Source organism: Sphingomonas sp. Root710 (assembly GCF_001429065.1).
Classification (GTDB): domain Bacteria; phylum Pseudomonadota; class Alphaproteobacteria; order Sphingomonadales; family Sphingomonadaceae; genus Rhizorhabdus.
In genome coordinates, this window is sequence record NZ_LMIB01000001.1 from 1,278,462 (window position 1) to 1,294,517 (window position 16,056).

Annotated in this window: 13 protein-coding genes and 1 pseudogene; 7 read left to right on the top strand and 7 right to left on the bottom strand. The window is 61.4% G+C overall.

Annotated elements, in window-relative coordinates; translation table 11 throughout:
* The first annotated feature begins 146 nt into the window (after nt 1-146).
* The 4 genes from ASE00_RS05955 to radC all read left to right on the top strand — a co-directional run bounded on the left by ASE00_RS05955 (nt 147) and on the right by radC (nt 5,843).
* Complete coding sequence (locus ASE00_RS05955) at nt 147-1,937, top strand: hypothetical protein (protein WP_056378219.1); 1,791 nt, start codon at nt 147-149, stop codon at nt 1,935-1,937.
* A gap of 85 nt (nt 1,938-2,022) precedes the next feature.
* Complete coding sequence (locus tag ASE00_RS05960) at nt 2,023-4,116, top strand: class I SAM-dependent methyltransferase (RefSeq protein ID WP_056378220.1); 2,094 nt, start codon at nt 2,023-2,025, stop codon at nt 4,114-4,116.
* Nucleotides 4,116-5,117: a KpsF/GutQ family sugar-phosphate isomerase gene (locus ASE00_RS05965; RefSeq protein WP_056378221.1), complete on the top strand. Its 1,002-nt coding sequence runs from the start codon at nt 4,116-4,118 to the stop codon at nt 5,115-5,117. The genes ASE00_RS05960 and ASE00_RS05965 overlap by 1 nt, the downstream gene beginning before the upstream one ends.
* A 33-nt stretch (nt 5,118-5,150) precedes the next feature.
* Complete coding sequence (radC, locus tag ASE00_RS05970; protein WP_056378222.1) at nt 5,151-5,843, top strand: RadC family protein; 693 nt, start codon at nt 5,151-5,153, stop codon at nt 5,841-5,843.
* A 47-nt stretch (nt 5,844-5,890) separates the two neighbouring features.
* On the opposite strand, the gene ASE00_RS05975 is transcribed toward radC, so the two are convergent.
* Both ASE00_RS05975 and ASE00_RS05980 read right to left on the bottom strand, forming a co-directional pair.
* Nucleotides 5,891-6,463 (bottom strand): hypothetical protein, encoded by a 573-nt coding sequence (locus tag ASE00_RS05975; protein ID WP_056378223.1) that lies wholly within the window; start codon nt 6,461-6,463, stop codon nt 5,891-5,893.
* 133 nt (nt 6,464-6,596) lie between these two features.
* A complete protein-coding gene (locus tag ASE00_RS05980; RefSeq protein ID WP_056378224.1) occupies nt 6,597-7,016 on the bottom strand; it encodes a hypothetical protein in 420 nt (139 codons plus the stop codon).
* A 181-nt stretch (nt 7,017-7,197) separates the two neighbouring features.
* Between ASE00_RS05980 and purB the strand changes: the two genes are divergently transcribed.
* Together purB and ASE00_RS05990 are read left to right on the top strand one after the other, a co-directional pair.
* Nucleotides 7,198-8,496, top strand: a complete 1,299-nt coding sequence (gene purB / locus ASE00_RS05985; RefSeq protein WP_056378225.1) for an adenylosuccinate lyase — start codon at nt 7,198-7,200, stop codon at nt 8,494-8,496.
* A gap of 100 nt (nt 8,497-8,596) precedes the next feature.
* A complete protein-coding gene (locus ASE00_RS05990) occupies nt 8,597-9,598 on the top strand; it encodes a glycosyltransferase family 2 protein (RefSeq protein WP_056378226.1) in 1,002 nt (333 codons plus the stop codon).
* Between the two features lie 19 nt (nt 9,599-9,617).
* Here ASE00_RS05990 and ASE00_RS05995 read toward each other — a convergent pair whose 3' ends face one another.
* The 5 genes and pseudogenes from ASE00_RS05995 to ASE00_RS06015 form a co-directional block, all read right to left on the bottom strand.
* The gene (locus tag ASE00_RS05995; protein WP_056378227.1) at nt 9,618-10,130 is read right to left on the bottom strand and encodes a YbjN domain-containing protein; all 513 of its coding nucleotides are present in this window, start codon (nt 10,128-10,130) and stop codon (nt 9,618-9,620) included.
* 92 nt (nt 10,131-10,222) lie between these two features.
* Nucleotides 10,223-10,480 (bottom strand): accessory factor UbiK family protein, encoded by a 258-nt coding sequence (locus ASE00_RS06000; RefSeq protein ID WP_056378228.1) that lies wholly within the window; start codon nt 10,478-10,480, stop codon nt 10,223-10,225.
* Between the two features lie 33 nt (nt 10,481-10,513).
* Nucleotides 10,514-11,071, bottom strand: a complete 558-nt coding sequence (locus ASE00_RS06005) for a TspO/MBR family protein (protein ID WP_056379364.1) — start codon at nt 11,069-11,071, stop codon at nt 10,514-10,516.
* A 24-nt stretch (nt 11,072-11,095) separates the two neighbouring features.
* Nucleotides 11,096-11,482, bottom strand: a pseudogene (locus ASE00_RS06010) (TlyA family RNA methyltransferase); the annotation flags it as partial.
* 66 nt (nt 11,483-11,548) lie between these two features.
* Complete coding sequence (locus ASE00_RS06015) at nt 11,549-13,921, bottom strand: HAD family hydrolase (RefSeq protein ID WP_056379366.1); 2,373 nt, start codon at nt 13,919-13,921, stop codon at nt 11,549-11,551.
* Nucleotides 13,922-14,110: 189 nt separating this feature from the next.
* Here ASE00_RS06015 and ASE00_RS06020 point away from each other — a divergent pair, with 189 nt between their 5' ends.
* Complete coding sequence (locus tag ASE00_RS06020) at nt 14,111-16,003, top strand: PAS domain-containing sensor histidine kinase (protein WP_056378229.1); 1,893 nt, start codon at nt 14,111-14,113, stop codon at nt 16,001-16,003.
* Nucleotides 16,004-16,056: the final 53 nt, after the last annotated feature.

The following is a 16,056-nucleotide window of genomic DNA, read 5'->3' on the forward strand; positions in this document are numbered from 1 at the left end:
GGGACACGATTACCGCAACGGCTGCCGCCGTCCTCGAATATCATGGTTAACCAACCCTCAACGCATTGCGCCTATTCCGGCATCGATACCGAAACGGATGCCGCGCCCGGCAGGTTCCGGTCGTGCAGGACAGCGCGGAGAGACGAGTGACCATTCAGTTTGCGAACGCCATAGTCCAGCGGCTTGGGCCGTGCCGAATCGCGCTAGATCGGGCGGCGCATGCCGAACTGGCTCGCGAACTGGCGCTGGTGGGATGTGATCTGGTCGACGTACCGACGGGCGCTGCGAAGGGCGCGAACGGGCCGATGGCCGGATTTCTCGCCTGGACCGAACCCACGACGGCGTCCTTTGCCGACGCGATCCGACCATTCAAGCGGATGGATGCGCTGATCCTGCAGTCGGCCGGGCAAGACCGCCGATCGATGGAGCGCAGCCTGTTCGAGGCAGGCTGGCAACGGCATCCCGGTGGCATGTCGCTGGGCGAATATCCCGCATGGTCGAGCTCCGCTCTTCCCGCGATCAGCTATTATCAGCGCGCTCCCCATGGCGGCGCGAACGAGCTTCAAAAGGGCAGCATAGACGCCGACGCGGCCATCGCGCGCTATGCGATGGCAGCCAACCATGTGCGGCCAAGCGATCATATCCTGATCGATGGCGCGGGATCGGCCGATGGCGCGGCGGTATTGATGGCGCTGTCGCGCGCCGGATCGGTCGTCCGCGTCGGCGCGAAGCCCAAGCCGGGACAGTGGGCGATGCGGGGCGGCTGCGACATCACCGATTCAAGCCTTACCGGGATCGCGGACAATTCGGTCGACATGATCGTTGCCTTCGAGCCCGCCGTTCCGACTGACTGGGTCGCAAGACTGGATGATTATGCACGTATCCTGAAATGCGACGGACGCATCATCCTCGGCTGGCGCCAGGGTGAAGGCGAGCGGCCGCGCGATTGGGCCGCGCTGGAGGCCGCCGTGTCCCAACGCTTCCTGCCCGAGACCCGCTATATTCAGATTCCCATAGGCCCCGATCCGGCCGGCGCCCATGCTCTGTTCCCGGTTCAGCTCGATCAGATGGTCGCCACCGACTGGCTGCTGCTGGTTGCCGCCGCCAACCCGCTGATGGGCGAAGGGCGGGCCAGCGAATATGACCATCCCGCCTTTTCGAAGGTGGCTGGCGAACAACCCGCGCTGGTCGACTTCGGCGCAGCGTATGACAATCCTTATCTCTACCGGTCGATGGTTCAGATGGGTGAACGCCTCGGCGACGAAGTGAAACTCGCCCGGCTGGCCGAATGCGTGATCGAAGATTCACGCGCCGATTCTGCAGACCGTGGCGCCGCCATCGCGGTGCTGGGCTACCGCCTGCTGGAAATGCGGCTGGCGGAGATGGCCCCGTCGATCCTGTCCCTCATCGCCGACTATACCAGCGCGCCGCTGAGCGACGATACGCCGGTCCATGTCCGGCGCTGGCGCATTTCACTGGCTTTCCTTGCGGGAAGGCTCAGCGAACTGACGGGCGACCGTGAAGCGGCAAAGCGCTGGTATCGGTCCTCTGCCAATGGCGAATGGGCGGCCTTTTCCCCACTGCTCGCTACCAAGGCGATCGCCGCTGCCTTTTACGAGGCCCGGCTGTGCCTTGCCGATGGCGATACGCAGACTGCGCAGGCCCGCTTCCGCCATGGCGTCGATACGGCTCTCAAAGCCGCTGCCTTTCCGCATGGTGAGCAGATGGGTCCCGCCGATCGGCCGCTTTCCTTTTACCTGACCGAGCTGGCCGAGGTGATCGACATGGGATCGCAATGCGCCAACGCCTTGGCCAATTTCCACCTGTGGGATCGCGATCCTGGGCTGTTCTGGCGTCAGGTCGACGTCCGCCGCTTCGGCCTCGCCTCATGGGCACGTGATCTCGAGCGCGAAAATAATCGCCTCCGTGCCGCCTGAGCCCGCGAAACATGGTTAACGAAGGTTTCAACATTAGCCGTTAGGCCTTTTCCCAAATCGCGATCCGCGTGCAGGAGAATGCCCGATGAACGTCATGGCCAATAATTTCGGCGCGGGTGGGATCAGAACCATCGAGGCCAATGGCCATCTGATTCATTATGTCGAGGCGGGTGCTGGCTGGCGCTATGAAACGCTGCTGGAAAAAGAGCCGGAAACCATCGAATGGATCGATGGCTTCGAGCCAGGCGACAGCTTCTGGGATATCGGCGCCAACGTCGGAATCTACAGCGTCTACGCGGCGGCCCGGGGGATACAGACGACGGCATTCGAACCGCATTTCGCAAATTATCACCAGCTGTGCGTCACCATCGCGCTGAACGGCCTGCAGAATATGGTGACGCCGCTATGCCTGGCCTTCGCCGAGCGCAAGTCGGTCGCGGAGATGAATCTCGCGAGCCTCGACATCGGGACGTCGATGAGCAATTTCGGGGAGGCGCTCGATTTCCGCGGACAGCCTTTCGAGCCAGCCTTTCGTCAGGGCATGGTCGGCTATGATATCGACAGTTTCATCACCGATTTCGGCATCAAGGTTCCAACCCATCTGAAGATCGACGTCGATGGCATCGAGTTGCCGATCATCCGTGGCGCACGCAAGATGCTGGCGAACGAACGGCTGCAATCCGTTTCGATCGAATTGATCGATACCGATGTCGAACAGGTTGCGGGAGTCACCGAGATTTTGGAGGGCGCTGGGCTTCATTTCGTCCACAAAAAGCAGAACGCGGCCTTTGCCACGCCCCAAACTTCGGATGTTCTGAATTTTCTCTTCCACCGCGATCCGTCGAAGCTGAAGCGCCCCGTTTCGGCTACCCCGTCCGAAGAGGAGGATGTGACCACCGACCAGCTCGTCGAGCGCATCGTCGCCAGGATCGGCAGCGCGACGGTCGATCCTATGCCGTGCGAGAACATCTTCATGGAAGATATGCTGCCCGCGGCCGTCTATCGCGAATTGCTCGATCGCTTGCCGAACGACGAAGCGCTCGATCCAATCGATCATCCCGACGCCATGACTGCGGATGGCAGGAGGACGCGGTACCTGCTGGACCTGACTCGAGCGTCGCTGCCACGCCTTGCAGAGGAAGACCAGCCGTTCTGGGAAGCCATGATCGAGGTTTTTACCGCGCCAGCGATCGCCAATGCAATAGTTTCGAAATTCGCGCCGACGCTCCGCGCGCGGTTCGGCGAGACCTTGCCGGAACTGGTCGCCGTCCCGATCCTCTATCGCGATCATCCCGGCTACCGGATCGGCATTCACCCCGACGCGCCGGGCAAAGTCGCGACGCTACAATTCTACCTGCCCCAAGATGATTCCCAGATCCACCTCGGCACCTCGTTCCACCAGCGTACCGCCGACGGATTCGAGCGGCTGAAGACCAACGACTTCAAGCCCAATGCAGCCTACGCCTTCGTTCGGAGCGAGGAGAGCTGGCACAGCGTCGACGAACTCGGCCCCGAAGAGAAACTGCGCAATACGATCGCACTGACCTTCTATATCAAGGGTCAGGAATATAGCTCCGATCCAATGACCGCCTCTGCCGCCGCCGGACAGGCGCCGAGCTACGATGCGGAGATGAGCCGCACTCTGCAGACATTGGCCAAGACCTTCACCCGCCGAGACGACGTGGCGGCGCTGTTCCGTGAAGGCGCCGTGGGCGTGGAGCTTGGTGTCGCAGCCGGGGATTTCTCTGAGCGAATCCTGCGATTCGAGCATGTCGGCTATCTCTTTAGCATCGACATGTGGGCGGGCGACCGCGGCCATGGGGTCGAACAATATCGTGAAGCGATCGCGCGGCTCAGTCCCTATCGCGATCGGAACGCGATCATGCGTATGCGGTTCGACGAGGCGCTCCATCTCTTCGGCGACGAGTCACTCGATTTCATCTATGTGGATGGCTACGCGCATGATGGTGAACTGAACGGCGCGACTTTCCGTGACTGGTTTCCGAAGCTCAAATCCGGTGGTATCATCGCCGGCGACGATTATGCGCCTGACTGGCCGCTCGTCGTTCAGGCCGTCGATGCGTTCGTGGCCGAAAAGGGCCTCGAACTTCACATTATCGACTGCCACGAAGATAGCTGGAACTCGATGTACCCCACCTGGTTCGCGATGAAGCCGTGATGTATCACGAAATCGCCATAAATCAGGTCGACCTCACCACCGATCAGGCCATAATCGATAGCGGCCGCATCGTTCTGGATATCGAAGCCCAGGCGCTGTCCAGCCTCAGCGCCATGATCGACGAGGAGTTCGCTCGAGCGGTCCGGCTGGTGCTGGCAACGGCTGGGCGCGTCGTCGTCAGCGGCATGGGCAAGTCCGGTCATATAGCCCGCAAGATGGCGGCGACCTTCGCATCGACCGGAACACCCGCCATTTTCATTCACCCGGGCGAGGCCGCCCATGGCGACCTGGGGATGTTACTGGCCGGAGACCTTCTGATCGCCCTCTCCAATTCAGGTGCTACGCCCGAATTGCGGCCTATAATGCAGCATGCACGACGCCTGGGATGTCCGGTCATCGGGATAACGTCGCAGCGCCATTCCCCTATGACCCAGATGTCGACGGTCGGCCTGCTTCTGCCCAGTGCGCGCGAAGCCTGCCCGGTCAACATCTCGCCGACCACCTCGACCACAATGATGCTTTCCTTGGGCGATGCGCTGGCCGTCGCGGCGATGAGCGTGCGGGGGATTTCTCGGGAGGCGCTGGAATTGCTCCACCCCGGCGGCGTGATCGGATCGCGGTTGTTACCGGTCAATGAGGTCATGCACGCCGGCGATGAACTGCCTCTGGTGTCGGTAGACCTGCCGATGCGCGACGTTCTGGTGACGATGACCGAGAAGAGCCTGGGAGTGGCCGGCGTCGTTGACGCGGATAACCGACTCGTCGGCACGATTACCGACGGCGACCTCCGCCGCAATATCGACCGACTGTTGTTCAGCAATGCCGGCGAGGTGATGACCCGCTACCCGAAGACGATCATGGACGGGACATATGCCGAGGACGCCCGAGCGATCATGTCCGCGAACAAGATTACGTCGCTGTTCGTTATGAACCACGAGGATCCGGAGAAGCCGATCGGCCTCGTGCATATCCATGACTTCAACCGTCTCGGGATGAACTAGCTTCCGCCGAAAAATCGGCTAGCGTGCGAAGAGATGAACAGCGCGTCGCCCGATCCAGCCATTGACGCCAGCGGCCACCGCGCGCGGCTGCGCCGCCGCTTGATCGAAGGCGGACCGGAAGCGCTGCTCGATCATGAACTGGTCGAATATCTGCTGGCGCTGGCGATCCCGCGGCGAGACACGAAACCGATGGCCCGAAGGCTGCTCGCCGAGTTCGGCGGACTGGGGCCGCTCTTGTCAGCCGACCCCGAATCTCTCGCCCGTGCCGAGCTAAGCGACGGGGTGATTGCGGCGCTGAAGATCGCCGAAGCCTCTGCTCTCCGCTTGTTGCGCAGCGAGATTGCGGACCGTCCGATACTTACGAATTGGCAGGCGCTGGCCGACTATCTCCACGCAGACATGGCACACCGATTAGTGGAACGGGTGCGTGTTCTGCATCTCAACACTAAAAATGCACTGATCCGCGACGAACTCGTCTCCGAAGGATCGGTAGATCAGGCGGCGGTCCACGTCAGGGAGATAGTACGCCGCGCGCTCGAACTCGGCTCGGCTGCACTCATCCTTGTCCACAATCATCCATCCGGCGACCCCGAACCGAGTCGCCAGGACATCATCCTTACCCGCGAATTGATGTCGGCCCTAAAGCCTCTCGGGATCAGCCTCCACGATCATGTCGTGGTCGGCGTCAAGGGCCAGGCGAGCCTCCGCTCACTCGGGCTCATATGAAATCGGGACGGCTAGAAAGCCGTCCCGGTACACGCTCATTGTTATAATCAAGCCGAGAGGTAGCCGGCCAGTTCATCGGGCGAAATCATACGGTCTTTGTCTTTGTCAGCCTTGGCAAATTCGGCGGACGTGGCATTTAATACCTTGATCGCCGGAAGGTTGGCTTTCTTGCTGGTCTTGGTCTTTTCGACCTGCGCCGTCACGTCCTGGCCATTTTTGGCTAAGACCCAGCTGCCGAACTCGAGCGGCGTCAATTTACCTTTGTTACCGACGTCATATTTGGCCCAATCGGCATTGACCTTCGCTGATGCGTCCGCGCTGGCCGAAGCGGTTGCAGCAGGTACCGTCGGTGTAGCGGCGACCGCGGCGTCGGAACTAGCGGCAGGCATGTTTGCGGCAGCGTCCGCCGCAGGTGCGGTGGTCTGTGCAACCGTCGGGGCGGCCTCGGTAGTCTCGGGCGCGGTTGGCGTAGCAGCCTCGGCGGACGGCGGGGAGGCCTCGGTGGGCGCTGGGGCTGCGGTGGGCGCATCCGGAGCTGCCTCGGGAGCGGTGCCCTGCGCCAGAGCGGCGCCCGACGCCGCAATGAGCGCGGCTCCGCCGATAAGCATCAATTTATTCATCTCTCTCTCCTGACATGTAGTCACAAAAACGTGACACCAAGACCAAGAGCCAACTCGTCACCACCGTTACAGTTTCCCGATTCGTCCACGAAACGGTCCGGCACATCGCTTTCTCGCCGCTCATGGAGACGGCTCATGGAGATGATTTAGTCACCCAGATTTGGCTCACCAGCGCCTTGGCCGGATCGATTGCGATGAAATCCGCAAGTTCGATAGCTGAAATCCGGTGATCCCTATTACTATCTGCAATCGAGAAGGAGCGCGCGCTGCGGTCTATGAGATCATTCGAGTTGGATACCTGGCGCAACAACGCCCTTTCCGCGAGAAAGAGCGCTTGATGCCTCACCAGCCACTCGGCGAATGCCAAGGGACTCAGGCCCCCTTCTCGATTCGATGTCCTGATGCGAGCGCGCGGCTCCCCCGCATAAGCCGCCGGCTGCGGAAAGCGGACTGCCTGGGCAATCGTCCCGGGCGCTGCAGAAAGACGAGGATGCGCCCCTAGCGCCTGCAAAGGCAAGACCATCATCGCCACAGCCAAGATTACAGGTTTCATGCGCTGATCCAACGGATCGCCTTTCGAACTAGCGATATCCAGTTGCGACGAGAACGATCGGCGCTGCGTTGCGCTCCGCGGTCTCGCGATCCGTTCATCGCAAAAAGCAGCCCGATTGCCGGTGCTCGCCCCCTCTGCTAGGCGCGCTCGCAACAAGGCTGCGCAACAACAAGGAACGACGATGATCCCCCGCTATTCCAGGGCCGAAATGGTCAAGATCTGGGAACCCGAGACGCGCTTTCGCATCTGGTTTGAGATCGAAGCCCACGCGACCGATGCGCTGGCGGAACTGGGCGTGGTCCCAAAAGAGGCCGCAAGGGCCATTTGGGAAAAAGGAGCGTTCGAGGTCGAACGAATCGATGCGATCGAAGCCGAAGTGAAGCACGATGTCATCGCCTTCCTCACCAATGTCGCCGAGCATGTCGGAGAACCCGCTCGCTTCATGCATCAGGGTATGACGTCGTCGGACGTTCTGGATACCTGTCTCGCGGTTCAATTGTCGCGCGCATCGGATATCCTGATCGCGGATCTGGACAAGCTGCTCGAGGTGCTCAAGCGCCGCGCCTTCGAGCATAAGATGACACCAACCATCGGTCGCAGCCACGGCATTCATGCTGAGCCGGTCACCTTCGGGCTGAAACTCGCGCAGGCCTATGCCGAGTTCGCGCGCAACCGAGAACGGCTTGTGGCTGCGAAGAAGGACGTCGCGACCTGCGCGATTTCCGGAGCAGTGGGAACCTTCGCGAACATCGATCCTCGGGTTGAGGAGCATGTTGCGGCGAAGATGGGGTTGACCGTCGAGCCGACGTCGACCCAGGTCATACCGCGTGATCGCCACGCGATGTTTTTCGCGACACTCGGCGTGATCGCCTCGTCGATCGAGCGGCTGGCCACGGAAATCCGTCATCTACAACGTACCGAAGTGCTGGAAGCCGAGGAATATTTCTCGCCTGGTCAGAAGGGCTCGTCAGCGATGCCGCATAAGCGCAACCCGGTCCTGACCGAAAATTTGACGGGGCTTGCGCGCCTGGTGCGTGGTTTCGTGACCCCGGCACTGGAGAATGTCGCCTTGTGGCACGAGCGCGACATCAGCCACAGTTCGGTCGAACGAATGATTGGCCCCGACGCGACGGTGACGCTTGATTTCGCCTTAGCGCGGCTGACGGGGGTGATGGACAAGCTGCTGGTCTATCCGGCCCGCATGCAGAAGAATCTCGATCGCATGGGTGGCCTGGTCCATTCGCAGCGAGTCTTGCTGGCACTGACCCAAGCGGGCATCAGCCGCGAAGACGCCTACCGCATCGTTCAGCGTAACGCGATGAAGGTATGGGAGTCGGATGGGGAATTGTCGCTGCTGGAACTCCTCAAGGCCGATGATCAGGTCACCGAGAAGCTCAGCGCCACCGAACTCGAAGAGAAGTTCGACCTCGACTATCACTTCAAGCATGTCGATACGATCTTCCAACGCGTATTCGGCTGAGCGCAAAGGTAGCGAGATTGTCACGAGACCCGATGCCGGGCATGTGTGCGGCATCGGCCGCTCATACAGGGTGCCGGTTTAGGAGCCACGCGCGCGCTTTATGAACTCCGCGCCGATTCTCGTCGTGATCGTAAACTACCGCACGGCGGTAATGACTGCGCGGGCCGTGGAGGCGATCCTGGAGGAAGCCAGGAAGCGGGGCGATACCTCGATCATCGTCGTCGACAATGGGTCCAATGACGGATCGGTCGAAATATTGTCGGGCGAGATCGCACGGCTCCAAGCTACCGACATCTGCACATTGCTGGCGCTCGAAACCAACCTGGGTTTTGCCGGTGGCAATAACGCTGGCCTCAAACATTATCTGGAGACGGCCGAGCATGGCACATCACCTGAATATGTCTGGCTGCTCAACCCAGACACTGTCGCTGAAGAAGGTGCACTGAGCGCTCTCATCGACTTCATGAGAGGGACGCCGGAAGCAGGGCTGGCTGGGGGACGCTGTCTGCGGACGGATGGAAGTATCCGGCCCAGCGCGTTCCGGTTTCACACTCCCGTGAGTGAGTTCATCGCGGCGCTAGACATAGGGATTCTAACCAAGGCTCTCTCGAACCACCAGCTCGTCATTCCCGTCGGGCTATCCCCGATTCGAGCTGAGTGGCTGTCGGGCGCTCACCTGATGATAAGGGGCTGCGTGTTCGAGCGGATCGGCGGGTTCGACGCCCGTTACTTCCTCTTCTTCGAGGAGACCGATTTCTGCGCGCGTGCGGCGCAGGCGGGATTCGAGGCATGGCACGTCCCCGCCAGTCGAGTGGTCCACCTTGGCGGACAGGCCACAGGCCTCACAGAGTTCGGGTCATCGCCCCGGCAACCGAGATATTGGTTTGAATCGAGGGCGCGCTATTTTTTGCGTCATCACGGCATCGGCGCGACGCATATCGCCAACCTGCTGTGGTTGGTGGCAACACCGATTGGCAAGGCATGGGCAGGCCTACGCGGCCGGCCTCGGCATGATCCGCCATCATTCTGGCGCGATTTTCTAAAACACAATTATGGACGAGGTGGGTTGATGTACCAGACCCGCCAGATTCTCAGTCAATGAGCCTATCGGCGGGTACGGATCACGCCTCGCCCTGGGTTTCGATCATCGCTGCCGCAATTGCTTCCTGGGGCGTTTTGTCGCTCCACAGGACGAACTGAAAGACAGGATAGAAGCGTTCGCATTCGTCGATCGCGGTTTCGATCAGCGTCTCGGCCTGGTCCAGCGTCAGGCTGGCTTCTTCACCTTGGGCGTCAAGAAGCGCTGCGTGCCTGAACAGCACCATCGAAGAACTCGTCCACATCTCGAAATGCCCGAGCCAGAGCTGCTCATTGATAAGCCCCATAGTCTCGTACATCGCCAGCTTCTTGTCGGTGGTGACGCGGATATCGGGCAAGGCCAGGAACTGCAGGACGCGATCCTCGTCACGCCAAACGGCACGCAACTCATATTGCGCCCAGCTACCCTGATATTGGGCAACAATCTCCTCGTCGCCTGCACGCTGAAATTCCCAGCCGCGTGCCGCGAAATACTGCTCCAGCATGTCGATGGGCGCGCTCGGATCGCGCGAGGATTCGAAGTCGTCCACGTTCATTAGGGCCTAACTCCTTGGCCTGATCAGCGTTCCGTGGCCCGGAACACTGAGCAGTTCAAGCCGAAGCGCCCAGAAAGCTGTGGATAGCTCCGTCAACCGCCCGTTTCGCCATTTACCGACGCCAGAGCATCGATCCTTGCTTTCAACGTCTCGACCTCATCGCGTGCAGCAGCGGCCATGGCCTTGACGGCCTCGAATTCCTCGCGGCTGACAAGATCCAGGCCGCCGACCCAATCCTTCACCCGCTCCTTGAAGGCACTCTCCGCCTCCCGGCCCATTCCGGCCAGTGTGCCGGCTGCGCCGTTCATCATCTTAACGAAATCATCGAACAGCCGATTTTCGGATTGCATGACACTTCCTCGCTTAGCCGGGATATGACGGCATCATCTGATAATGATTTGGGTATTCCCGCTCATCGGGACAAGGGTCAGCCCATTCGGATTGAGCAGATGGATCTGCCAGTTCAGAACGCCGGCAAATATCAACCATGCCAGATAGGGAAGCATAAGCAGGCCCGCCAGGCGCCGTATCTTCCAGAAAAGGACAGTGGCAACGGCTGCCCACAGAAATATCGCGATGATCAGCCCGAATGCGAGCATGATTCGATGCATGGCGAAAAACACGGGCGACCAAGCCAGATTAAGCCCAAGCTGGATCAGAAACAGGAAGACCGCGACTCCCCTCCCCTTCGCTCCGCGCGCATCAAGGATCATCGCGAGCGCGAAACCCATCATGATGTAGAGGATGGACCACGCGAACGGAAAAACCCACGCGGCAGGCATGATTCCCGGCTTCAAAAGCCGGTCAAACCATAGATTGCCATATCCTGAGTCCCCGATCCTCGCCGACAGCATGCCGAGCAGAAGGATCGCTGGGATCGTCACGAGGGCCCAGCGTAAGAAGCTGGTCCTTGACCGACCGGAGTATGACCCCTCCGCCATTACGCGAGCCTTGGAAAACATTGGTCAGGATGCATTGACAGCCCCCAGCAGGAACTCGACATTCCCCTCCGGGCCAGTGATCGGGCTCGGCGTAACCCCCATAGAACGCCAGCCGAGACTTTCGATCCAGTTGACCGCTTCGGCGCACACTCGCTCATGTACCGCGGGATCTCGTACGACGCCACCTTTACCGACTTCGTCCCGACCAGCCTCGAACTGCGGCTTTATCAGCGCCACGAGCCGCGCGCCCGGCTTTGCGAAGCGCAACGGCGATGCCAGCACCTTCGCAAGCGAGATGAAGCTCGCGTCGCACACGATCACGTCGATTGGTTCGGGGATCTCTGCATCGGTCAAATTTCGTGCATTCGTCTTTTCATGAACGACGACGCGCGGATCGTTGCGCAGCTTCCACCGTGGATTTCTGTTAGCGAAACCCGCCCCGAATGTCAAGAACAAAAACGGAACACTTGACACCGGCTACGCCGCCTTGCGCGCCTCGCCCGCCGCGTCGCGGCGCACCACCGGCCGGAATGCGATGCATAGCTTGTACAGCCCCTCACCCACCGCCGGCTGCGCGGGCACCATCAGCGCCGCGCCTGGCGTGCAGCGGAACAGGTCGCCCGCGATCGCCTCCATGCCCTCCTGGACATAGGGCGCGTTCAGGTCGGGCTTGTCGCTCATCACATGCTCGTCGGACGGCGCGACGATCGGCTGGAAGCTGACATCCTCGATCTGCATCGCCTCATAGAGTCCGCCGAACATCACCGCGACGGTCAGGTCTCCGCGCACCGGCACGGTCAGCCGGTAATAGCCGTCATGCGTCGGATAGGCATCGACATCGACCAGACAATCCTCGCGCGCATTAGCCAGGATCACCGGCACCGGCACCCCGCCCGACAGGAAATCGGACTCGCGCACGTCGAGCGCGCCGCGCACGATTCCGAACAGCGCCAGGTTCAGCGCCAGCCCCTGATCCTGCAATTCGCCGGGCAGATACATGCGCGCCGTGCTCTGCACATAATGCATCCCCCGTCGCCGCAGGCCGCGCGTCGCGCGTGTCGTGTCGAGCATTTTGAGATGGCTCGACGAACCCAGATTGGCGTCATGGGTGAAGTCGCCGATCACCGCCACTTCGGCGGCCGATGGCAGATACATGAACCGCGCCAGAATCGCCGCCGCATTGCGCCGCCGGCAATCGTCGTCGTCGGATGCCGCCCCGCGCCCCATCGCCGTCGCGGCCTCGCCATAGGCGATAGCGGCAGCCTGGATGCGGTCGCGGGCCGCGCTCTGTGCGCCCTTTTCGGTCGGCTTTTCGTGGATCGTCTTGCCGTTGGGATAATAGTCGATCACCGAACCCTTGGCCTGGGTGCAGATTTGCTCGATCACGGCGATCGAAGATCCCAATGCTGTCAGCGCCTCGCGGCCATAATGCCGCTTGTCGAAATAGCCCTTCTTGTCGAGCCCGCTCGGCTCATTTTCGCGCAGCAGCAGATAACGGCCCGCCGTCACCACATCCATCCGTGCCTGCAGTAGGGGCGCGACCCGATCCTGGACCGTGCCGTGATAGCCGAGGTCGACCAGCAGCGCTATGTCGCCATCCTCCAGCCCCGCGCGGCGGACATGCGCGATCAGCCTGTCCGCATAGCGCGCCGAGCGGCGGACGATCTTCTCGGCGATCTCGCTCTCGCACGCAGCCTTCTCCAGATCGGCGGGTTCGGCATCCGGCCCCACCAGCTTCTTCGCCTCATGCGGCTCGAGCAGCAACTGCCCGGCCAGCACGTCGAGCCTATGCTTGCCCGCATCCCGCTCGATCACGGTGCGCACCGCCGCCTGGTCGATCAACCCCGCCCGCCCGGCAGTCAGCCGGCTGATCGAAACCTCGTGCGCGGCGATTCCAGATCCCAGCGTCTCGAACATCTTCATCGGCAGGAAGCCGTCGCGCATCAGGAACAGCGTCTTGACCGGACGGCCGCTGCTCGCGGCCAGCGCCTGCGCCTCGTCGCGCACCCATTCGACGAAGCCGTGCAGCATCGGGCCGATCACGTCATGCCCCAGCACATAGGCGGGATCCTGCTCGTCGCGCAGTGAAACGAGCGGGCGATGCGGCTGCATCGCGGGCAGCGTCTGGCGCGTCGCTGGATCGATCATCACCGCCGCCATCGCCTCATGGCGCAGGCGTATCTCGGCATTGCCGTCGAACTGCTCGAAATGCGCGGTCGCGATACCCAATGCCGATGGCGCTTCCTGGTCGGCCCGCTTGTTGTCGCCTAGATGCAGGATCGCCCCGGGCGCGACGCCCAGCGCCTTCAACACCGGCTCGAACAGGCCCTCGCTCTTGCTCAGGCCATGCTCCGACGAGGTGAAGACCCGGTCGATCATCGCGCCGATATCGGGGCCCGCCGCTCGCACGATCAACTCGCCAAGCTGCGCCGAACTGAAATAGGTGTCGCTGACGATGATCACCTTCATCCCGCGCGCCTTGGCCACTCGGATCAGTGCGACGACCGGGGCGAAGGGAAAACAATGCCGTGCTTCGGCATCCAGCTCGCGCTGCACCGCAGCCTCCACCGCCGCGGCATCCGCGCCCGGCAGCATCCGCGCATGGATCGCCTCGATCGAAACCTCGTTTCGGCCAGTATGAAACATCTGCGCCTTGCGCGCCTTGCGTTCTGCGAACACGCGCGGATCGATCGATCCGCCTTCCAGGCCCAGTTCGGTGAACACGTCCGACGGAGCCTGCGCGTTGCGCCACAGCAAAGTATCGAAGCAATCGAGCGACAGGACCGTTACGCCGTCGGGTGCTTGGTCCAGCAAGCTGGGGATTTGCCGTGCGGAAACGCTGGTCTTCATGGTCATTCATCCGGCGGAGTTGTGGTCCCGCTATCGCCGATCGGTCTTACCATCCAGTTAACCATAGTTGTGGCGTGTCGTCGCGCAACAGCATAACGCTTGCATGCATCTCCCAACGGCCTAAGAGTTTCTCCGGCGGTTGGGGCCATTGGGTTGGAGCGGATGACGCCTCGACCGTTTGTGAGACATATGACCGATCGACCTTCCCAAGACGCGCCGTCACCCGAACATCGTTATCAACTGCTGATCGACGCCGTCAGCGATTACGCTATCTACATGCTCGACGCTTCCGGTCAGATCGTGACGTGGAATCCCGGCGCCCGCCGTTTCAAGGGCTATGAGGCGGAGGAGATCATAGGCCAGCATTATTCGCGCTTCTTCACGCCCGAGGACGTGGCTGCTGGCATTCCGGAACAGATTCTCGAAACGGCGGCGAGCGAAGGGCGATATGAGGCCGAGGGCATTCGTGTCCGCAAGGACGGCAGCCGTTTCTGGGTTCATACGGTCATCGACGCCATCGTCGGCAATGACGGCACCTTGCTCGGTTTCGCAAAGATCACGCGCGATATAACCGAGCGCCGCGAAGCCGATCGCGCGCTCTATGCTGCTGAACAGCGCTTCCGCATATTGGTGCAGGGCGTCCGCGACTATGCGCTGTACATGCTCGATCTCAACGGCGTGATCAGTAACTGGAATACCGGAGCCGAGGCTATCAAGGGCTATCGTGCGGACGAGATAATCGGACAGCATTTTTCGCGTTTCTATACCGATGAGGATCGCGCCCGCGGCGAACCTGCGCGCGCGCTTGCGACAGCGCTTCGGGAAGGCCGTTATGAAACCGAGGCCCAACGGGTCCGCAAAGACGGTTCGCGTTTCTGGGCCCATGTCGTCCTTGTTCCTATTCGTGATGAAGCCGGCGAGCTGATCGGTTTCGCGAAGATCACGCGCGATATTACCGAGAAGCGCCGCGCCCAGCAGGAATTGGATGAAGCGCATGCAGCTCTGTTCCAGTCTCAAAAGCTTCAGGCACTGGGCGAGCTGACCGGCGGCATCGCCCATGACTTCAACAATCTGATGACCGTGATCCGCGGTTCTGCTGAGCTTCTCGAACGCGAGAATCTCGCTCCGGAAAAGCGCACACGCTATGTCCGCGCCATCGCCGAGACTGCCGACAAGGCGACGGCGCTTACCGCCAAGCTTCTCGCGTTCGGCCGTCGGCAGGCGTTGCGGCCTGAGGTGCTCGATCCCGCCACGCGCCTCGATGCGCTTGGCGAAGTGCTCAGCCGGACGATCGGCAGCCATATCAAGGTCAGGCTGGATCTCGCTCCGGATCTGTGGCCGATCGAGGCCGACTCCGCCGAGCTTGAAACCGCGATCCTCAACGCCGCCTTCAACGCCCGTGACGCTATGCCTGATGGTGGCGTGCTCACGCTCTCGGCGCAAAATGCACCCGAGGAAGATGCTTTGTGCATCGCCATCGCCGACACTGGCGAGGGCATTGCACCCGAAAATCTCGAGCGCGTGTTCGAACCGTTCTTCACCACCAAGGCGGTCGGCAAGGGCACGGGGCTGGGCCTCAGCCAGATCCACGGCTTTGCGGCCCAGACTGGCGGCCGCGCCTTCATTCGGTCCCGGCCTGGCGAAGGCACCATTGTTTATCTCAATCTTCCACGCACGCATAAATCCGTTGTAGAGGGCATTCCCCGGCGCGGAGCGATCGCTAATTGGGACAAGCTCCACGTCCTCCTCGTCGAAGACAACGACAATGTCCGCCGCTTCGCGCGCTCGATGCTCAAGGAGTTGCGGGCCGATGTGGTCGAAGCCGAGTCTGCCGAGGCTGCGCTCGACATCCTCGCGAGCCGTCATTTCGATCTCGTCTTCACCGACATCGTCATGCCCGGCATGAGCGGGCTCGATCTCGCTCGGCGACTGCGCGACACGAGCCCGGACCAGCGCGTCCTGCTCGCAACTGGCTACAGCCGGGAAGTTGCCGCCGGCGAAGCAGCCGGCTTCCACCTCGTACAAAAACCCTATGGCGCGGAGTCACTCACCAACGCGATTTCCATTGCCCTGGCCGACTGAAAGCTTGACCGACGTTAAACTCCTTATGGAAATTTAACGAATATGCGCCATAA